Genomic DNA, 19,794 nt, shown 5'->3' with positions numbered 1-19,794 from the left:
AACAGGACCCTCGACAAGTCCCATCGTTGCAGGTCAGGAGCACTCTCCGCTTATTTGATCAAGCCTCGGACGCCCCACCTCGTGAAAGCGCGAGGTTAGACGGACGGATCAGTACGTTCCAGGCCGCCCCCTTTTCCCTTGACGCAACAGTGGATCACGCCGTTGAGTAACCCCGTCTGTGAACGTTTGCGCTACACAGGGGTGGGGATTGTGAAGAGACGGGGGGTACTTCGGTATGCCCGAAGTGCGGTGGTCGCTCTGTCGGCTATGACGGTCGGGCTGGTGGTTCCTGTCCCAGTGGCGCAGGCCACCGTGCCAGCTGCGGACGCGTCCGCGCTCGATGAAGCGCACCGTGCACTGGAGCAGGCCAAGGAATTAGGCCAGCGTGTCGAGGTGCAGGGGGAGCGGAGCGAGCGCACGAGCGTGTTCGCCAATCCCGACGGGTTCACCTTCACGCTGGAACAGCACTCGGTGCCGATCCGCGTAGCCAAGCCCGGTGGCGGCTGGCAGATCCCGGACGCCACGCTGGAGCACCGCGCCGACGGAACGGTCGGCCCGAGGGCGGCATCGGCCGAGATGATCTTCTCCGGCGGAGCGGACGACGAACCTCTCGTCAAGATCGCCGCTCGTGGGAACTCTCTCGAGCTGGACTGGAAGGCGGACCTCCCCGCGCCGGAACTCGACGGGGCGAACGCGGTCTACCGCAACGTTCTGCCGGATGTCGACCTCAAGCTCACGGCAACCGTCGAGAGCTTCCAGCAGGTCCTCGTCGTCAAGACGCCCCAGGCAGCCGCGAACCCGGCGCTCAAGGAGCTCACCTTCGATTTGAAGACCGAAGGTCTCGCAGTCCGTAAGGGCGCCGCAGGCAACCTCGCCGCCGTCGACGGCAACGGCAACACCGTTTTCCGATCCCCGCCCGCCCAGATGTGGGACTCCGCGGGAAGGGCCGCCACCACGGACACCACCTCCGACACCGGTACCGGTCCGCAGCTCATGAAGCAGACCGCCAGCGACGCGCAGCCCACGCCCAGCGATCCGTCTGAGCAGGCAGCCTCGGGGACCGGCCTGGAGCCGGGCCAGGGCGACAACGTTTCCCGCATGGACGTCAGGGTGACCCAGGACTCGCTGTCCGTCGTCCCGGACGCGGACATGCTGACCGGTACCGCGGCCGACGCCTACCCGATCTTCATCGATCCGACTGTCACCTGGGGCGAGTCCGAGCGCACGCTGCTCAGGTCCGACGGGTACGAGTCGTACGGCTGGGGCAACGGCACCGACAACGTCGGCCAGGGCGCCGGCAAGTGCGGCTCGTGGAACGGTTACTACTGCGGCCCGGGCTACGTCCAGCGGCTCTACTTCGAGTTCGCGCCCGACAGTCTCAAGGGCAAGCGCGTCCTCGACGCCACCTTCGCGGTGACCGAGCCGTGGGCCTTCCAGTGCGATCCCCGCTGGGTCGACCTGGTCCGTACTGACAACATCTCCTCCACGACGACGTGGACAACCCGTCCCAAGGAGTTGGACTGGCTGGTCGACCGGTACGTGTCCGCCGGACGCGGCTCGCTGTGCGATCCCGACTCCCCCGACGCCCCCATTGAGTTCAACGACGCCGCGGACGAGCCGAACGAGAACCTCACCCCGACCGTGCAGGATTTCGCGGCAGGCAGGTTCTCCCGGCTGACGCTTGAAATCCGTGCCCACGATGAGAGCGACGCGGCCGCTTGGAAGCGCTTCCGGAACGACGCCGTGCTCCGGGTCAGCTATGTCGCCTACCCGGCCAAGCCGACGGGCGTCGGTATCGTCGGTGGATCCGGCACGGCGCTGTGCAGCACCAACGCCGCGGATCCGGCCATCGTCTCCGATCCGACGCCGACGCTGAACTCCACGCCGCAGACAGCGGCCGGCGGTGAGAGCGGGGCCAGACTGAAGGCGTGGTTGCGCATCGAGTCGCAGGCCGCGGACGGCACTTGGTCCGGCTCAGGCATCGCCGCTCCCTCCGGAACGGGCTTCGTCGGCGACAACGTCAAGGTGACCACCTCGTGGCCGAGCACCAGCGCCCTGAAGGAAGGGCCGCTGCACCGCTACAGCTCGCTCACCCAGGCCTTCTACGACAACGGCGCCTACTCGCAGTCCTCGGGCTACGTCACCTGGTGCTACTTCAAGGTAGACCCGACCGCGCCCAAGCAGCCCACCGTCACGTTCAACGGCCCGTACATCGAGTGCCTTCCCGACAACTGCCCGGCGGCCGGTGCGCCCGGCGTGGTCGGCAGCTTCACATTCGGCCCCGCCGCAGGGGATACCAACATCAAGCAGTACGAGTACCGTCTGGGCGAAGCAAGCGACACGGGGACGCCAGCCACCACTTGGACCACCCTCGCCCCTGGCGTCCTCACGGCCAGCATCAAGCCGCCGGCGGAGGGCACGTACGTCCTCGAAGTACGGGCGAAGGACGTCCTCGGACGTCCGGGCGCCCCCAGGGGGGCTCAGCTCAAGGTCGCCAAGGGCGACGCCCCCGTCGGCCGCTGGCACTTCGACGAGGCCGACGGCACAGCCCTGGACAGCGCCCCCACTGGCGGCGCCTCCGACGCCGTGCTCACCGGGCCGGCCGCCCGTGACGACAGTGGCCGCCGCGGAAAGATCACCCATGACGCCCAGGGCCTGCCCCTGGAGGAGAACGTGATCGACAAGGGCCTGGCCCTTGACGGCGCCACCGGGTACGCCGCCACGAACGGTGCGGTCCTGGGCACCGGATCGTCGTACACCGTCTCCGCGTGGGTGCGTCTGACGGACGGCAGCCGCAACGCGACAACTCTCGGCCAGGACCCTGCTTTGAGCGGCGGCTGGTACAGCGCCTTCTACCTGGGCTACCGGGCCGACTCCAAGAAGTGGGAGCTGCGCACCTCTCCGAAGGACGCGACGGACGGTGACATCAGCAACCAGATCGTCCAGTCCAAGCAGCCGGCGGTCGTTGACGTGTGGACGCACCTGGCCGCCGTGTACGACAACGACACCAAGCTCATCAAGCTGTACGTCAACGGTGAGCTTCAGGGCACGGACACCGTCGTCCCGTCCTGGACGTCGACCGGCCGCCTGCAGTTCGGCCGCGCCTGGTGGCGTGGTGCCTACTACGACTACTGGAAGGGCTCCATCGACGAGGTCGCGGCATGGCAGCGGGCCCTCATCGACTCCGAGGTCGCCGACGAGGCCCGACTGCTCCTGCCCGGCGGCATGACGGGCGTGGAACTCGTCGCCGACTGGTCCGCCGGCGGTGTCGAGGACGGCGTCACCACCGTCGCGGACACCTCGGGCTACGGCCGCTCGCTGACGCTGCAAGGCGAAGCGGCCGTCAGCGCAGGGAAAATCGTCCTCAATGGCGGGCAGGACGCTGCTGCTGCCGCCGGTCCGATCATCGACAACAAGGGCTCGTTCACGGTGTCGACGCAGGTGTCTTTGGACCGCGCCGAGATCAACAACAAGCCTGACGGCTACATCGGCCAGGTCGTCGGGGAGCGGACGGCGGACGGCTCCTCCTGGGGGTTGTGGTTCAAGCGGACCAGCAGCAGGTCGGTATTCGACGACGTGGAGATGGTCGAGGTGACCGTGCCGGTCGGCTACTGGTTCTTCGGACGGCTGAACGCCGACGGATCCACCTTCACCGGCGTCCAGTCGGAAAAGGAAGCCGTTCTCGACACAGGGGTTCGCCTGACCGGCATCTTCGACGCTCAGAGCGGCAAGATCGCGCTCCGGGTCGTCAACAAGCAGGACGCCGAATGGCAGCAGTACTCCGCCCAGAGCGGCACGGGCGAGATCGCGGTCGGCAAGGGCATGTCCGGCGCGGCGTACAAGCACTACCTGCCGGCCAAGGTCACCGGCGTACGGGTCTGGGCCGGTGCCATGAACAACGAGAACCAGATCCAGGCACAGGTCGGTTCCTGATCCGAGCCGGCCGGTCGGGCCGGGCGGCACCGCACGCGCAGTGCCGCCCGGCCCGGCCCTGTCACGGGCGGACGACGCCCGAAGCAATTTCCACACGTGACGCACGCCGTCACACCTGTGCGAAGGACGGGAAGAGCATCTGTGGTATTCGGCATAGGTAGTTCGGACACACGGCAGGGGAGGTCCCGCCGCAGGCGCCACCGAGCGCTCCTGGCGCTGTCCCTCGCCGTGGCGCTGTCCGTGCCGCTCGGTCTCACGCCGGTCGCGGCAGCCGACGGTGCGAAGGGCGGGCTCGGGCGTCCCCAACCGCCCGCGCAGCGAGTCAGCAAGGTCAAGCCGGTCACCGGCCTCGGGGCGAAGGCGGCCCGCGAGCGCGTGACCAACGAGCAGCGGGGCAACGCCGCCCAGGCCCGGCGCGGCGTCACCGAGCAGAAGCAGGGCGACGCTTGGCCCAAGGCGGACTCCGTCGATCTGACGCTGGGAGGCAGCTCGATCGCGGCTTCGCCCGGCGGCCTGCCGGTCACTCTCACCCCCGTGCAGGGCAAAGACGCTCTCGCCAAGGGCACGGACGCCACCGTCACCGTTCTCGACCAGGGTGTGGCGGACCGGCTGGGCATCACCGGTGTGGTCCTCACAGCCGGTGCCGAGGTCGCGGGCAAGGCCCGCATCGGCGTCGACTACGAGGCCTTCGCCTCCGCCGTCGGCGGCAGCTGGTCCGGACGGCTCCAGCTCGTCCGGCTCCCGGAGTGCGCCCTGACCACGCCCGACAAGGCGCAGTGCCGGGTCCAGACTCCGCTCGGATCGCACAACGACGCCGCTGAGCGGGCGGTATCCGCCGAGGTCGCCCTTCCCGCCAGGACCGGCGGCCCCTCGCCGCAGCTCGGCTCTGCCAGCGGTTCCGCTGTCATGGCCCTGACGGCCTCGGGCGGCGGTCAGTCGGCGAAGGGCACGGGCGACTACAGCGCCACCCCGCTCACCTCCTCGTCCTCCTGGGCGGCGGGCAGCAGCTCCGGCGCGTTCGCCTGGACGTACAACCTCTCGATGCCGCCCGCCGCGGCCGGACCCGCTCCGACTCCGAGCATCTCGTACGACTCCGGCAGCGTGGACGGCCGTACCGCCACCACCAACAACCAGCCCACCTCCGTCGGCGAGGGCTTCACCCTCACCGAGTCCTACATCGAGCGCTCCTACAGGAGCTGCGACGACGACGGCCAGAAGGACATCAGCGACCGCTGCTGGGCGTATGACAACGCACGTCTCGTACTGAACGGCAAGTCCTCCCGGCTGGTGAAGACCTCGACGGCCGACGTGTGGAAGCTGGAGAACGACGACTCCTCGACGGTGACCCGGCTGACCGGCGCCACCAACGGTGATGACAACGGCGAGTACTGGAAGGTCGTCACGAGTGACGGCACCACGTACGTCTTCGGCCAGGACAAGCTCGACGGCGCCACCACCCAGCGCACCAACTCCACCTGGACCGTTCCCGTCTTCGGCGACGACCAAGGGGAGCCCGGCTACACGGCGGGCAGTACCTTCGCCGAGCGGGCCGTCACCCAGGCCTGGCGCTGGAACCTCGACTCCGTCGTGGACACCCGCGGCAACGCATCCACGTACTGGTACGACAAGGACACGAACTACTACAAGAAGAACAAGGCGACCAAGGCCGACGCGGAGTACGTGCGCAGCGGCCGTCTGAAAGAGATCACCTACGGTCTGCGCAAGGGCGAGCTCTTCACCGACAAGGCCGACGCCAAGGTCACCTTCGACTACGCCGAGCGGTGCACAGCGGCGGACTGCACGTCCCTCACCAAGGACACCGCCGACAACTGGCCCGACGTGCCCTTCGACGCCATCTGCGCCAAGGACTCCACCGAATGCCTCACCCAGTCTCCGTCGTTCTTCACCCGTAAGCGCCTCACCGGCGTCAACACCTTCTCCTGGAACGCGGCGACCAGCGCCTACGACCCGGTCGACACCTGGGCCTTCACCCAGCAGTTCCTCGACGGCGGCGACATCGGCGACACGTCCGACCAGGTGCTGACGCTCCAGTCGATCAAGCGGACCGCGAAGGCGGGCACCGCCATCACGGCGCAGCCCCTCTCGTTCACCTATCAGATGCGGCCGAACAGGGTGGACGGCACGGACGACATCCTGCCCATGACCCGGCCGCGTATCTCCACCATCACCTCCGAGACAGGCGCCATCACCACGGTGAACCTGTCCGCGCCCGAGTGCGTCCGCAGCCAGGTGCTCACCGCACCACAGGACACCAACACCCGCAGCTGCTACCCGCGGTTCTGGAACGTCAACGGAGCGCAGGACGCATCCGTCGACTGGTTCCACAAGTACCGCGTCCTCGCCGTGGGCACCACCGATCCCGCCGGCCACAACGACGCCGTCGAGAACGAGTACACGTACAGCGGCGCGGCCTGGCACTACGACGACGACCCATTCGTGCCCAAGGCGGAACGGACCTGGTCCGACTGGCGTGGCCACCGTCAGGTCACCGTCTACAAGGGCTCCCGCAACGCCCCGGCGCGGTCGAGGACGGTCTCGCTGTACATGCAGGGCATGGACGGCGACCCCAACAAGGACGGCACCACCAAGTCCGTCTCGATCGCCCCACTGACCGAGCCCGCGATCGGTCTGGCCGCCCTCAAGGACAGCGACGAGTTCAGCGGCACCCAACTGGAACAGGTCACCTACGACGGCACCACCCCGATCTCGGCCACCAGCACTGCGCCCTGGTCGAAGGAGACGGTCCGCCAGACCGACGTGCCCGACGCCGGCGACCACGTGGCCCGCTTCGTCCGTACGAAGAAGACCGCCTCGTACACCTATCTCACGGCCTCGCAGAACTGGCGGTCCACTGCCGCCGACACCGTGGAGTTCGACGCCGAGGGCCGGCCCGTCAAGGTCCTCGACACCGGTGACGCCGCCAAGAGCGGTGACGAGACGTGCACGCAGACCTGGTACGCCGACAACGACACCGTCGGACTGAAGAACCTGGTCTCACGCGTGCGCACCGTCGCCCTCGGCTGCACGTTCGCCGAAACAGACCTGAAGCTGGAAGCCGCCAACGGCACCCGTGGCAACGTCCTGTCCGACAAGGCGACGGCCTACGACGGCCTCACATGGACCCCGACGATGCAGCCGACCACAGGCCTTCCCACCTGGGTCGGCCGGGCCGCGGCCTACGGCACGGCCGGCTCGGTCACCTGGGAAAAGGGCACCACCACGGCCTACGACGTGCTCGGCCGGCCGACCAAGGTCACCAACGCCGACCTGAAGTCGACCACCACGGCCTACACGCCCGCCACCGCGGGGCCGCTGACGCGGACGCTCCAGGCCAACGCCGTGGGCCACCAGAACGTCACCTTCGTCGACCCGCGCCGTGGACTGCCCCTGCGCATCTACGACGCGAACCTGAAGAAGACGGAGATCGCCTACGACGCGCTCGGCCGCGCGACGGACGTCTGGATGCCCAACCGCGACCGCAGCTCGCAGAGCCCGAACAGCAAGTTCGCGTACAACCTCAGCAACACCGGTCCGTCCTGGGTCTCCAGCTCCACTCTGAAGGCCGACGGCCAGACCTACAAGACCAGCTACGCGATCTACGACTCGCTGCTGCGATCCTTGCAGGCCCAGCAGCCGACCCCGCAAGGAGGCAGGCTCCTCACCGACACGCGCTACGACTCACGGGGCCTCGCCCACGAGACGTACGCGGACATCTTCGACAACACCAGCACGCCCAACGGCACCTACACCCGCGCCGAATACGGTGAGGCACCCGCACAGACGCTGACCACCTACGACGGCGCCCAGCGGGCAACCTCCAGCACCCTGCTCGTCCTGGGCGTGGAGAAGCAGAAGACCACCACCACCTACACCGGTGACTCGGTCGCCACCACTGCCCCCGCCGGCGGGTCCGCCGCGCGAACAATCACCGATGTCAGGGGCCAGACCACCGAGACACGGCAGTACGCGGGCACCAGCCCGACGGACGCCCAGTACGGAGGCATGCTCTCCACGCCGTACGCCGCGACGGCGTTCACCTACACCCTGGACGGCAAACAGCAGAAGATCACCGGCCCCGACGGCTCCTCCTGGACCTACGCCTACGACCTGTTCGGCCGTCAGAAGAACGCCATCGACCCGGACAAGGGCCTGACCACCACCGACTACGACCTCCTCGACCGGCCGGTGAAGACCACCACCGGCGGGAAGAGCGTCAGCACGGCCTACGACGTGATCGGTCGGCCCACCGCGACGTGGTCCGGGGAACGGAAGCCCGAGAACCTGCTCACCAAGCAGACCTACGACGCGACGTCCTACAAAGGGCTCCCGGCCGCCTCCACCCGCTATGTAGGCGGTGAGACAGGGGACGCCTACACCAAGTCGGTCACCGCCTACGACGAGCTCAAACGTCCCACGGCGACGGAACTCACACTGCCCGCGGGCGACCCGATCACCGCGTCCGTCCCGAACGGCAAACTGACGTACACGACGACGTACCGCATCGACGGAACCACGGACACCGTCTCCGCGCCCGCCCTCGGCGGACTGCCCGCCGAGACCGTCAAGTACGGCTACGGCGACCTGGGTCAGCTCACCTCGGTCAGGGGTACCACCGATTACGTCCAGAACGTGGACTACACGGCCCTCGGCCAGGTCCGCACTCTCACTCTGGGCCTGGGCGGCGCCGATGCCCGGAAGGTCTACGTCACCAACACGTACGAGCAGGGCACCGGTCGCCTGACCAACAGCAATGTCACGGACCAGACCCACTCGTACATGCTGCAGGACCTCAACTACACCTTCGACCAGGCCGGCAACGTCACCTCGATCGCCGACCCGACCAGCCTCGGCGGCAGCAGCCGGCCCGAGACCCAGTGCTTCGCCTACGACGGCTACCGCCGCCTGGCCGAGGCATGGACCCCCGCCTCCAAGGACTGCGCGACCTCCCGCGACGCCGGCCAGTTGTCCGGCCCGGTCCCGTACTGGACCTCGTACACGTACAACACCTCGGGCCAGCGGGAGACGGAGACACAGCACGCCACCGCCGACAATTCCACGACGAGGTACTGCTACGACGCCGACGAGCAGCCGCACGCCCTGCGTTTCACGACCGCTCGGTCCGAGTGCGGCGCGGTCGACCCGGCCAAGGACAAGGTGTACGACTACGACTCCGCCGGCAACACCGTCAAGCGCCCCGGGGACACTGCCCAGCAGGACCTCATCTGGTCCGCGGAGGGCCGTCTCACGAAACTCGCCGAGACGGGGAAGGCGACGACCCAGTACCTCTACGACGCCAGCGGGGAACTGCTGATCCGCAGCACGGACAACGGCGAGCGCATCCTGTACGCGGGCGCCACCGAGCTGCACCTGCCCGCGGGCGGAGCAGCGGCCTGGGCGCAGCGCACCTACACGGCAGGCGACGCCGTCGTCGCCATCCGCTCCAACGAACAGGGCGTCAACAAGCTGTCGTTCCTCGCCGGTGACCACCACGGCACGCAGAGCCTCAGCATCACGGCCGACGCCTCGCAGACGGTCACCAAGCGCTTCATGAGCCCCTTCGGTAAGGACCGCGGCGGATCCGTCGGCACGTGGGGAACCGACAAGGGCTTCCTCGGCAAGACACTCGACAAGACGACCGGTCTCACCCATATCGGAGCCCGGCAATACGACGCGACCATCGGCCAGTTCATCAGCGTCGACCCCCTCCTGGAAACCGACAAGGCCCAGACCCTCAACGGGTACAGCTACGGCACCCAGAACCCGCTCACCTTCTCCGACCCGACGGGCACCCGCCTGGCCGAGTGCACCGGAGGCTGGAGGGAGTGCGGGCCGGGGACAATCAACCCCGGCGGCGGGACGTCTTCCTCAGGCGGCGGCGGGGAAACGGCGAGCGGCGGCGGAAACAACAGTGGGGGCACGGCGAGCGGCGACCACGGCGGAGGCGACAAGGCCGACGACGACTGCGGCTGGTTCTCCTTGTGTGGCGTCAACAATGCCTGGGAGGACGGCAAGGAATGGGCTGTTGAGCACCGCGAGGTCCTCGCAATCGGGACCGAGATCGCCGTCGGTTCAGGCTGCGCGTTCACTGCCGTCGGCGCCGGCTTCGTCTCCGGCGGTGCCGGATTCGGGGCCGTGGCCGGCTGCGGTGCGATATCGGGTGCAGCCGGCACAGCCGTCAAAAGCGCCCTCACCCCGGGAGCCGACGACAGCGTCACCGGCCAACTCTCGGCCCAAGCCAACGGCGCCATCTGGGGCGCCGCCAGCAACGTCGTCGGCGGCGTCGCCGCCAGCGGCGTCGGAAAGCTGGCCGAGAAGGGCATCGCGAGGATCCTCGGAAAGTGTCACTCGTTCCTGCCCGGCACCAAGGTCTTGATGGCCGACGGCAAAACGAAGGACATCGAGGACGTGGAAGTCGGCGACACCGTCGTCACGACCGACGTCGAGACCGGCGACAATGCCGAAAACGTGGAGAAGAAGGTCCTCGAAACCATCCGGACCGAGGACGACAAGGACTTCACGGAGATCACCGTCGCGACAGGAAACTCCCTGTCGAGCATCGTCGCCACCGACACCCACCCGTTCTGGGTCCCCGACCTACGCGAATGGGTCCCGGCCGGCGACCTGACAACGGGCCAGTGGCTGCGCACGAGCGCGGGCGTGAAGGTCCAGATCACGGCCCTCCACCACTACACGAAGCGCCAGCGCACCCACGACCTCACCATCGACGACATCCACGCATACTATGTGCTGGCGGGGGCTACGCCGGTACTTGTTCACAACTGCGGTTGGAGCGAACTCGCGTCTTATCGAGCGCGTGTAGGAATGCCTGCTCGCGGTAGTGCAGACGACGCGTTCACGGCGGCCCGCCTACAGATCGACGGACAGGTCTTCTTCGGAAGGAATGCGCATGGTCGGCCGGTCGACATACGGGTGAATGCTCAGACGAAGACGCACGCTGAAGCAGACGTTTTCCAGCAGGCGAAGAATGTTGGGGCGACTGGCACCAGAGCCGTTCTCCATGTGGATCGCGACTTCTGCCGATCGTGTGGTGCGACAGGTGGAGTCGGGTCGCTGATGCGTGGCCTAGGTGTTGAGGAATTGCTGGTACATTCACCTTCCGGAATCTTTACAATCAACGCAGTACGAAGACCGTCCACGCCAAGGCCGTTGGGGTAGGGTATCGTGATTACGCTGGCAGGAGACGACAGGGACGGCTCCAAGACTCGCGATTGGGAAGTTGAGAATCCTGAACTGGAGCGGATTATCCGATCCATCGCGGACCTTGATGGGAATCGATTTACCGAGATTTCCGTGACGGAAGACGAGCCATTCCGATACTTGTCGGTTGCGGGTGGTCCAGATCTCTACCTGGTTACCGGCGAGTCGGTCGATGGGGAGATTCTTCAGCTGACGGAGCCTGATGCCGGTTCGGAACAGGTCGAACTGATCTGTGGTGGCCAGATGGGATTGTTTGAGCGATCTTCGCTGGTTACTCAATCTGAAGCCATCGGTGCTGTCTCGGAATTCCTGAGGGGTTTCCCTGGCGGCTTTGGGGATGCCTGGTCTGTGGAGTAATGAACGCCGCCGGGGAGTAGGTTCGAACCTACTCCCCGGCGGCGTTTCCGGGATACAGAAGTTGCCCTTGACGGCAGCGCTGACGGCAACGTCATCCCTGAAAGGGTGGGGCCGGTCAAGTGCTCGGTTTGTTTGGGTTCGTCTGGTTGCTGATCGGGTTGAGGGTGTGCTGAGGCGAGGGAGCGGGGATGTCCCATTCCCTGGTGGTGTGCTGTGGTCCCGCCGGGGGCGGGATGTGGGTGGGTGTTGTTCACCAGGTGTGATGCTGAGGTGGCGGCGCTCGGGCTGCCGGTCGTCCCTCCGCCGCGTCCGCGTCGCTGCTGCGGTGCGGCATGGTGTGGTTCGGCACACGGCCGACGGGATCAGTCAGCGGAGCGGCCTCGCCACCGCCATCGGCGTCCCGCCCGGCGCACCAGTTTGGAGCCCTGTTTGGTGATGTGCCCGCGGACCACCTTCAGATACGACTCGCGGTGGCGCGGGGTGAGCCCGGCCCAGGAGCACAGGTGCTTCGGGTCGGGGAAGCGGGTGACGTCGCCGATCTCGGCGGTGAACACGGCGGCCAGGACCGGGCCGATCCCGCCGATGGTCTGGATCGCCTGGTAGCCGGGGTGGTCGGCGAGCCGGGTGGCGATCTGCCGATCGAGCCGGGCGAGCTGCGTGTCAAGCGCGCCCCTTACCGCGCGCAGCGGCAGGTCGTCGAGGAAGGCGGCGCCGCGGTGCCGAACAGGTCGCTCATGGGCACCGCGATGCCAGCTTGACCACTACCCCGTGGGCCTGGTTGCGGCAGCTGGTGCGCAGGTTCACCAGCTTGTGCCGGCCGCGCACCGGCTCCCGAAGCTCCCGCGTCCCGGGCGGGGCGAGCCAGGCCTCCGGAAGCCGCCCCGGCCGCAGCAGATCGGCGAGATCTGCGGCGTCCCGCTCGTCGTTCTTCACCCGCCGGCAGGTGAATGCCTTCACCCCCAAAGGGTGGGCCAGATGCACCTCGGCTCCGGCCTCGGTCAGCGCGTCGGCCGCCCAGTACCAGCCGAGCGTGGCCTCCAGCACCACCTTTGCCTCCGGCCCCGCCTTGGCGATCTCCCGCTTGAGCCGGGCCGGATCGTTGGCGAAGCGGACCGTCTTGCCCAGCCGCGTCCCGTCCGATGCCATCCGCACCAGTACCGAATGCCGCCGGTGCAGGTCCATTCCCACCCGCTGCGGACCGTCGTACGGTGTGTTTATCGAGGGCCTTCCCGAGTTTGGACGTCCACCTGAGCCGAGCATCCTGCGCACCCGGCAGGACCGGGAGGCCCCGCTCCTTTCATCGCATCAGCGGACGAGGGCGGCGCTTCGTCGCCGTCTCCGTTGGCCGTTTCGGTGATCGTGGGGCCGTCGAGTGTGGTGCTGAGCGTGTCGATGGCGCCGCGTTGAAGGCGGAGTCGGACGTGGGCTAGACGCCGGCGGCGACGCTGAGGTGGGCGTGGCCGCAGAGTTCCTTGATCACGACCAGTTCGACCCCCTGCTCCAGGAGCAGAGTCGCGGTGGAATGCGTGAGGTCGTGGAAACGGATGCGGCGGAGGCCGGCCTTGCGGAGGAGCGTGGCGAAGGCGCGGGTGAGGTTGGTCGGGTCGATCGGTTCGCTCTGCACAGTGACGAACACGTGCCCGCTGCGCTGCCACGAGGCGCCTGCGGCCTCCCGCTCTCGCTGCTGCTGCTCGCGGTCCGTGCGCCGCAGGCCAAGATCTACCTCGTGGGCTACCCGCCGGTCCTGTCCGGGAACGGTCAGTGCATCCCGGGTATCGGAACCGAGGAGGCGCCGTGGCTGAACGACGAGGTCGCTCCGAAGCTGAGCCAGGAGATGAAGGCCGCCGCGACGTCGGTCGGAGCCACCTTCGTGGACCCCGCGCCGGACTTCCAAGGCAAAGCCATCTGCGGTGACCCCGAATCGATCAACGGTATCGTCCTCACCGGCCGGTCCGAGGCGGACAACGATTCGCCCAACCCCTCGATGAAGTCGTTCCACCCGAAGATCTCCGGTGCCCGGCTCTACGCCAACGCCCTGGAGCGCGCCCTGTAGCCCCTGAAGGACAGACCACCCATGGTCCCCGTCCGCACACATCCGTGGGCCCCAACGCACCGTGTTGGGGCCCATCGGCCTGCGAAGAGCGAGGATTCCCGCCATGCGGTACATACGATTCGCCAAGGGCGCCATCACCGTCGCCGCCGCCACCGCGGCCTGCCACACCCTCATGTCCTCCGGCTACACGTGGGCACGCGACAGCGCAGCCGAAAGCGGAGACGCCATGTTCTCCGGCTCCTTCGAGTTCCTGCTCACCACAGCCGCTTCCTGGGTTCTCATGCCTCTTCTGCTGTGGGCCGGCATGCGGATGATGGGGGAGACCAGCAACACCGTGCTGGTGGCAGTCGGTGGGCTGGTCTGGTTGGGGTTGTCCGGGTACTTCACCGACGACATCGACCGGGCAGGCGGGCACATACCGGTCCTGGCCCTCGCCGCGTACGTCCTTCTCGGGACGGGGCTGGCCGGCGTCGGTCCGGGCCGCCGCAGCTGAGGCCCGGGCCGTTCCGCACTCTGGGAGATCATGCGCGGGACAACCCTCAGGCGTTCTCCTCTGCCCGCGATCACCTCCGTCCTCCGAACTCCCACACCTCGATGTCCGCGTACCGCCCCTCCGCCAGAACTCAGTCGGAGCACGTGATCTGGCGGCAGGTTCGCAGGTCTCACGGAATTCGCGCGTCGTGTCGGGCATGAGGACTTCACGCTCGATGCGATCGGTCCGGCGGCGGTCTTCGCCACGGTGAGCTGAGGCTCACGTTCCGCCCCGCGGGATCGAGATGTGGCAGGGCCTGCTGACCCCTCATCACCTTTGTTCCCAGAGGTCACCCTCACCCAACGGGCGCGGGCGGTGCGGCCCTTCGTCACGGCAGGTGTGGTGCGGTGTGCGGGCCGGGCCGGCCGCGGGAGGCGTTGTCGGAGGTCGAGGCGTGGCCGCCGACCTGCTGGCAGGTGCCGCAAGGGCTGTCGACCGGGATGGTGGCACAAGGCGAGTGTCGCGGTCATGGTGAGGACGAGGCGCGTCTCCCGGTGGGTCAGCCGTTCGCTGGTCCCGGCGTACGCACTGTGCGCGGGGCTGTGTCGCTGTGGAAGCCGCTGTCGCACGGTCCTTCAGCCAGGCGTCCAGGTACTTAGAAACGACGTCTTACGCCATGAGGGCGCGAAACAGAACCTGCTCGGCGTGTCGGGGCGGGTGGCGGCATCCCCCACCAAGCTGGCGGATGTCGCCGCTCTGGCGGATGCCACCGCCCGCCCGACCGCTGATGGTGGTCAGAGGCCGATGCCGGCCAGCCACTCGCCCGTCGTGCGGGGCGTGAGACCGAGCAGCTTCTGAGCGGAGTTCTCCACGGGGATGCAGCGGTCGGGAAGCGTGCTCATGGCCGTGTAGAAGGCGGCGACGTCGGCGGCGGGGCCCTCGCCGATCAGGGGCGCGACAGAGCCGCGGAACTGCTCGGGGGTGATCGGCTCGAAGATCACCTTCTTGCCGAAGTGGGCGCCGAACGCATCGGCAAGGTCCGGTCCGGTGATCGCCGGGTACTGGCCGACAGTGACCACGCCGGTGATGTCCGGGCGGTCGAACAGGGCGACGGCGGCGTCGGCGATGTCCAGGTGCGAGGCCCAGGAGGCGGCGAAGTCGGCGCGGATCGGGTAGGGCAGGACGCCCCGCTCGCGGACAGCGTCGACGACGTACGGCATGAGCAGGTTCTCCAGGTAGAACGTGGGCGCGATCACCGCGTGGGACACCCCGGCGTCGGCCAGGCCGCCGGCCAGGATGGCGGCCGCGCCGCCGGTGCCGGCGTCGATCGGTGCGCCGCTGGTGGAGAACACCACACGGGCCGGACGAGCCGCGCGGACGGCGGCGACGATGTGCTGCGCATGGGTTCGGCGGTCCTCCTCGGAGACGACCGGCAGGTGGATGAACACCGCGTCGGCGTCGCGGTACGCCGCTGTCAGTTCCTCCGTGGAGGAGTGGTCGGCGGCCACCACGCGTGCGCCGTCGACGACGGCGTCCGGGTTGCGGGTCAGGGCGGTCACGGGCTTGGCCGCGGCGGCGAGAGCGGCGACGACGGGGGCACCCTGGGCGCCGGTGGCGCCGTGAATCACGTAGGTCATGGCGCTATTAGTGCATGCGATGCACCAGTTACATCAACTGCACTAATGGGATACGGTCAGAAATATGAGTGATCCCTGTCTGCCCGAGTGCGGAGTCGCCCGGTTCCTCACCCTGCTCAACGGCCCGTGGGCCACCCTGATCGTGCGCGAGCTGCTTCACGGCCCTCTGCGCTTCAACGAGCTTCGCCAGCTCCTGCCCGGCATCAGTCCCCACACGCTGACCAGCCGGCTGCGCCAGTTCGAACGGCACGGCATCGTCACCCGCACCACCTACGCGGAGATCCCGCCGCGCGTCGTCTACGAGCTGACCCCTCTCGGTGAGGGACTGCGTGATGTCCTGGAGGCCATGGGGGCCTGGGCCATGGCGGTGCCGGACCCAGGGGCCGAAGTCACCGCCTGACGGCCCCGCCGACGCCCTCGCGGAGGCGGCGGCCCTGCTCTATGCGGCGACCGCCGAGGCGGTGCCGTTCCTCGCACGCCTCGCGGCGGCCGGACACCGCAGCGCCGCGGCGGCGGTGGCGGCGGCGGTGGCGGTGGCGGTGGCGGTTCGCCGGGTCAGCAGGCGACGGCCAGGACCGGCCGGGTGAGGGCGGACGGTACGGCAGCTGTCGGCACGGCGGTTCCGCCCTCCGGGCCGGGGGCCCTTGCGCCCCGCGGGCCCGATGCCGTTCCCCCCTCCGGGCCCGATGCCGTTCCCCCCTCCGGGCCCGATGCCGTTCCCCGCTCCGGGGCCGCTGCTGCTTCGTCCTGAAAGCTCGCGGCCGTTCCCTTCCGCGACCCGTCCGCGAACACGAACAGCCGCAGCACGAGAAAGCGTCCCGTGCCCGCGAGGGCGGCGGCGCCCAGGTAGACGGCCTGCTGGGTGAGCAGGCCGGGCGACGACTGGAGCGCGTACAGCCCGAAGACCGCGGCGCAGGTGACGCCGTAGGCAGCCGTGGCCGAACCTGCGGACTGGAGGTGCCGGCGCCACCCGGCGCGTCGCCCGGTGCCGAAGGTGAAGAGGGCGTGCAACTCGGTGCACACCAGCGTCGAGGCGACGGTGATCACCGCGTTCGCCAGGGCCCAGGGCATCAGCGTGGCCAGCAGGGGGACGGCGGCGCCGGAGAGGAGTCCGACCCCGCCGCCGCAGACCACGAACCGGACGAAGGAGGCGAGCGGGCCGGGCGTCGTCGACGGAGTCGCCGTGATGCCGTCCGTGGTCAGCACCTCGTGCGCGGACTGTGGCTGCTGCGGCTGCTGCGGCTTCGACAGGACGGGCGACATCGCGGATACCTTCCGGGCGGGACTCGGGACTCGGGACCCCGGACCCGGACCCGGACCCCGACCGGGACGCGGGACCCGGGCCGCTGGGACTGGGTTCACGTCGGCGGCCTGGCTTTCGGTCGAGCTGCAACCGGGTGTGACTTCCGCCGCGTTGAACGATGCCGTGTTCCCCGCCCGGGAACGAGGGAGCGGCCTACCGAACCGGAGGTGGGGGTAGCTCCACCAAGGAGGTGGGGCCGGCAGGCGTCACGGACGCCTCGCCGGACTCACGGCACCTCAGCGACCTCCCCCCGAAGGCACCGAGCCGATCTCCACCACCCGGGCCCACGCGGGCGGGGTGTCCGGCACGTAGTCGGGGTCGTCCTCGTTCCACGACCCTTCCTCCCCGCCTCTGCGGGGAAACAGCCCGACCACGGTCCGGCACGGCGGTCGCGAGGTGGGCCAGGGCGTCTGACCGTCCGTCAGGACGACGATGGCGTCGGGCCGCGGCGGGGACCGGAGCGCCTTGGCGAAGCCCGTGCGCAGATCCGTACCGCCGCCGCCCATGAGGGGGATGCCCTCGCCCTGGCAGAGCGGGTGCACGATCCGGGCTGACGCGTCGCACGGCAGCACCGTGACCAGGTCGCGGCGGCCGCCCACGGCGCGGGCGATCGCGGCGACTTCGAGGATCGCGCTGCCCAGTTCGGCGTCGCTGACCGACCCCGAGGTGTCGATGATCACCGAGACGTGGGGCGGTCGGCGCCGCAGGCTGGGCAGGACGACTCCGGGCACTCCTGCCGAGCGCCGCGAGGGCCTGCCGTAGGTGTAGTCCTCGCCGACGCCGGGGCCGGAGGCCGCGGAGCGGACCGCCGCGCCCAGCAACTCCCGCCAGGGCTGCGGCGGATGGAACGCCTCCTCCGCCCACCGCTGCCACTTCTTCGGGGCGCGCCCGGGGCGGCCGATGATGCCCTGGGCGACGCGGAACCGGACGGCGTCCCGCTGCTGCTCGCTCAGACCGTTGGCGCCGTCGGGGCCCAGGTCCCACGCGCGGTCGAGTCCGTCGGCGCCGCTGCCGCAGTCCAGCCAGGCCAACTCCTGCGTGCGCGGCCCGAGTCGGAACTGACGCAGGTAGTCCTCCATCAGCTCGCCCTGGGACAGCCCCAGCGACTGGGGCCGCACGGCTCCCGCGGGCCGCAGCAGCCCTTCACCGAAGGCGTCGTCGTTGATCTCCATGTCCGCGGCGATGTTCATCCGCAGCCGTTCCCCGGGTCCGGTCAGGCCGCGCCGGCGGGCGACCCGGTCGCTGCGGCCGTGGTGGTCGCGCAGCAGGTGCGACACCTCGTGCACCCAGACGCCGGCCAGTTCCTCCACCGGCGTCCGGTCGACGAACGACGGCGAGACGTAGCACCGCCAGTGCTGGTCGACGGCCATCGTCGGGACGTCCCGAGACTCCACGGTGTGCAGGGCGAACAGGGCCGTCGCCAGGTAGGGACGGACCCGCGCGGCGTGCAGCCGGGCGGCGTAGAGCTTGTCGAGGTCCAGGGTCCCCGTGGTGTCCTGGTTCACCGGCGTGCCCCCTCCGGTACCGAGCGGGCCGCCGCCCGGTCCGCCCGGTGGGACAGGGACACGACGCCGGCGAGCCGTTCGATCGTCGCCGGAACGTCCCAGTCGCCCTGGCGCAGTGAGGCCAGCGTCGTCGCGGGCACGACCACGAGGTCCGGCGCCCCGGTCTCCACCGCCCGGACCAGCAGCGTCCACGCCGCGTCCCAGCGGGACTTGTCCGGGCGCTTGCGGACCGCGTCGACCGCCGCGTCGAGCACGGCCTGGCGCAGATCCCCCCGCTCGGGCAGGTCGACGCCCGTCGGATCGGCGAGGACCGCCTCGGGGTCGGGGAGGTCCATCCGGTCGAGACCGGCCAGCAGTTCCAGCCCGGGACCGTCCCCGACGGCCCCCCTGACCAGCAGGGACAGCACCTCCCGCGAGGAGCCGGCGGCGGTGGCGAAGGCGATCAGGGTCAGCGTCATGTCCCAGCTGCGCGGTGACGGCCAGGCACCGCCCCGGCGGGCTTCGCCGCTGGGCAGCCGGTGCACGAGCGTGGGGCGGGCGGACAACAGCCCGCACACCGCGCGCCGGGCGAAGTCCACGGCCTCCCGTACCTTCCCGGGGTCGAGCCGGGGCAGGGTGGCCCGGGGCCAGGTCCCGCCGAGGCCGCGTACGACGACATCGTGGTCGTGGGTCCACTGGAGGTGGACGAAGCGGTTGGCGAGCGGCGGGCTCAGTTCCCAGCCGTCGGCCGCGGAGGACCGCGGGTTGGCGGCGGCCACGATCCGCACACCCGGCGGCAGTCGCAGGGCGCCGACCCTGCGCTCGAGCACGAGCCGGAGCAGGGCGGCCTGTACGGCGGGGGGCGCGGTGGACAGTTCGTCCAGGAACAGCAGCCCGCGACCGGCCCGCACCAGCCGCACCGCCCAGTCCGGCGGCGCCATCGGTACGCCCTGCACGCCGGGATCGTCCCCCACGACGGGCAGGCCAGAGAAGTCGGAGGGTTCGTGCACGCTGGCGATCACCGTGGTCAGCGGCAGGTCCAGGGACTCGGCGAGCTGGGTCAGGGCCGCGGTCTTGCCGATCCCCGGCTCGCCCCACAGCAGGACGGGCAGATCGGCGGCCACGGCCAGGGTCAGGGCCTCCAGCTGTGTGTCGGGCCGCGGTTCGGTCGTCGTGTCGCGCAGCAGGGCCAACAGCTCACCGGCCACGTCGAGTGGGGAGCCGGGGGAGGTCGGGGGCGACATGGTTGGGCACGAAGTCGAGGATCAACCGCAGTCCGCGGGCGGCCAGTCGGGCGCGGGCGGCGGCCAGTCCGT

The 19,794-nt window shown here is 69.3% G+C and carries 13 protein-coding genes and 1 pseudogene; 7 read left to right on the top strand and 7 right to left on the bottom strand.

The genetic code is table 11. The annotated features are described in order from the left end of the window. Positions 1–282: 282 nt before the first annotated feature. The 3 genes from P1P75_RS27505 to P1P75_RS27495 all read left to right on the top strand — a co-directional run bounded on the left by P1P75_RS27505 (position 283) and on the right by P1P75_RS27495 (position 11,529). Complete coding sequence (locus P1P75_RS27505; RefSeq protein WP_319260163.1) at positions 283–3,933, top strand: LamG domain-containing protein; 3,651 nt, start codon at positions 283–285, stop codon at positions 3,931–3,933. A 240-nt stretch (positions 3,934–4,173) separates the two neighbouring features. Beyond that, entirely contained in the window at positions 4,174–11,130 is a 6,957-nt protein-coding gene (locus P1P75_RS27500) for an RHS repeat-associated core domain-containing protein (protein WP_319260160.1), read from the top strand. Between the two features lie 6 nt (positions 11,131–11,136). Beyond that, a complete protein-coding gene (locus P1P75_RS27495; protein ID WP_319260157.1) occupies positions 11,137–11,529 on the top strand; it encodes a hypothetical protein in 393 nt (130 codons plus the stop codon). 362 nt (positions 11,530–11,891) lie between these two features. Here the strand turns inward: P1P75_RS27495 and P1P75_RS42100 are convergent, their stop codons facing one another. Then, a complete protein-coding gene (locus tag P1P75_RS42100; RefSeq protein WP_369076347.1) occupies positions 11,892–12,083 on the bottom strand; it encodes an IS110 family transposase in 192 nt (63 codons plus the stop codon). On the opposite strand from P1P75_RS42100, the gene P1P75_RS27490 reads away from it, so the two are divergent. Continuing rightward, positions 12,033–12,287: a hypothetical protein gene (locus tag P1P75_RS27490; RefSeq protein ID WP_319260154.1), complete on the top strand. Its 255-nt coding sequence runs from the start codon at positions 12,033–12,035 to the stop codon at positions 12,285–12,287. The two genes, P1P75_RS42100 and P1P75_RS27490, sit on opposite strands and share 51 nt — an antisense overlap. Here P1P75_RS27490 and P1P75_RS27485 read toward each other — a convergent pair. Further along, positions 12,262–12,711 (bottom strand): transposase, encoded by a 450-nt coding sequence (locus P1P75_RS27485; RefSeq protein ID WP_319260152.1) that lies wholly within the window; start codon positions 12,709–12,711, stop codon positions 12,262–12,264. The genes P1P75_RS27490 and P1P75_RS27485 overlap by 26 nt on opposite strands. A gap of 32 nt (positions 12,712–12,743) precedes the next feature. Continuing rightward, positions 12,744–13,225, bottom strand: a pseudogene (locus tag P1P75_RS27480) (tyrosine-type recombinase/integrase); the annotation flags it as partial. Here P1P75_RS27480 and P1P75_RS27475 point away from each other — a divergent pair. Next, complete coding sequence (locus P1P75_RS27475) at positions 13,166–13,582, top strand: hypothetical protein (protein ID WP_319260166.1); 417 nt, start codon at positions 13,166–13,168, stop codon at positions 13,580–13,582. The pseudogene P1P75_RS27480 and the gene P1P75_RS27475 overlap by 60 nt on opposite strands. Positions 13,583–13,685: 103 nt before the next feature. Then, complete coding sequence (locus tag P1P75_RS27470) at positions 13,686–14,075, top strand: hypothetical protein (protein WP_319260149.1); 390 nt, start codon at positions 13,686–13,688, stop codon at positions 14,073–14,075. Between the two features lie 773 nt (positions 14,076–14,848). Here P1P75_RS27470 and P1P75_RS27465 read toward each other — a convergent pair. Continuing rightward, complete coding sequence (locus P1P75_RS27465) at positions 14,849–15,691, bottom strand: NmrA family NAD(P)-binding protein (RefSeq protein WP_319260146.1); 843 nt, start codon at positions 15,689–15,691, stop codon at positions 14,849–14,851. A gap of 64 nt (positions 15,692–15,755) precedes the next feature. On the opposite strand from P1P75_RS27465, the gene P1P75_RS27460 reads away from it, so the two are divergent. Then, positions 15,756–16,091, top strand: coding sequence for a helix-turn-helix domain-containing protein (locus P1P75_RS27460; protein ID WP_319260143.1), 336 nt, complete (start codon positions 15,756–15,758; stop codon positions 16,089–16,091). 155 nt (positions 16,092–16,246) lie between these two features. Here the strand turns inward: P1P75_RS27460 and P1P75_RS27455 are convergent, their stop codons facing one another. From P1P75_RS27455 to P1P75_RS27445, 3 genes are all read right to left on the bottom strand, one after another. Beyond that, positions 16,247–16,954 carry a hypothetical protein gene (locus P1P75_RS27455; RefSeq protein WP_319260140.1) on the bottom strand — a complete coding sequence of 236 codons (708 nt, stop codon included), beginning with the start codon at positions 16,952–16,954 and terminating at the stop codon, positions 16,247–16,249. 276 nt (positions 16,955–17,230) lie between these two features. Continuing rightward, entirely contained in the window at positions 17,231–18,499 is a 1,269-nt protein-coding gene (locus P1P75_RS27450) for a VWA-like domain-containing protein (protein ID WP_319260138.1), read from the bottom strand. Beyond that, positions 18,496–19,722 (bottom strand): AAA family ATPase, encoded by a 1,227-nt coding sequence (locus tag P1P75_RS27445; RefSeq protein WP_319260135.1) that lies wholly within the window; start codon positions 19,720–19,722, stop codon positions 18,496–18,498. The genes P1P75_RS27450 and P1P75_RS27445 overlap by 4 nt, the downstream gene beginning before the upstream one ends. Positions 19,723–19,794: the final 72 nt, after the last annotated feature.

Source organism: Streptomyces sp. ID05-39B (assembly GCF_033794725.1).
Taxonomy (GTDB): domain Bacteria; phylum Actinomycetota; class Actinomycetes; order Streptomycetales; family Streptomycetaceae; genus Streptomyces; species Streptomyces bobili.
The sequence above is the reverse complement of the archived record's forward strand: the minus strand, read 5'-3'. Positions and strand labels throughout refer to the sequence as shown.

What these genes read in the sequence shown, in the direction of transcription:
- P1P75_RS27445 (WP_319260135.1), bottom strand. Translation starts at nt 19,722, where the DNA reads ATGTCGCCCCCGACCTCCCCCGGCTCCCCACTCGACGTGGCCGGTGAG.
- P1P75_RS27470 (WP_319260149.1), top strand. Translation starts at nt 13,686, where the DNA reads ATGCGGTACATACGATTCGCCAAGGGCGCCATCACCGTCGCCGCCGCC.
- P1P75_RS27465 (WP_319260146.1), bottom strand. Translation starts at nt 15,691, where the DNA reads ATGACCTACGTGATTCACGGCGCCACCGGCGCCCAGGGTGCCCCCGTC.
- P1P75_RS27485 (WP_319260152.1), bottom strand. Translation starts at nt 12,711, where the DNA reads ATGGACCTGCACCGGCGGCATTCGGTACTGGTGCGGATGGCATCGGAC.
- P1P75_RS27455 (WP_319260140.1), bottom strand. Translation starts at nt 16,954, where the DNA reads ATGTCGCCCGTCCTGTCGAAGCCGCAGCAGCCGCAGCAGCCACAGTCC.
- P1P75_RS27460 (WP_319260143.1), top strand. Translation starts at nt 15,756, where the DNA reads ATGAGTGATCCCTGTCTGCCCGAGTGCGGAGTCGCCCGGTTCCTCACC.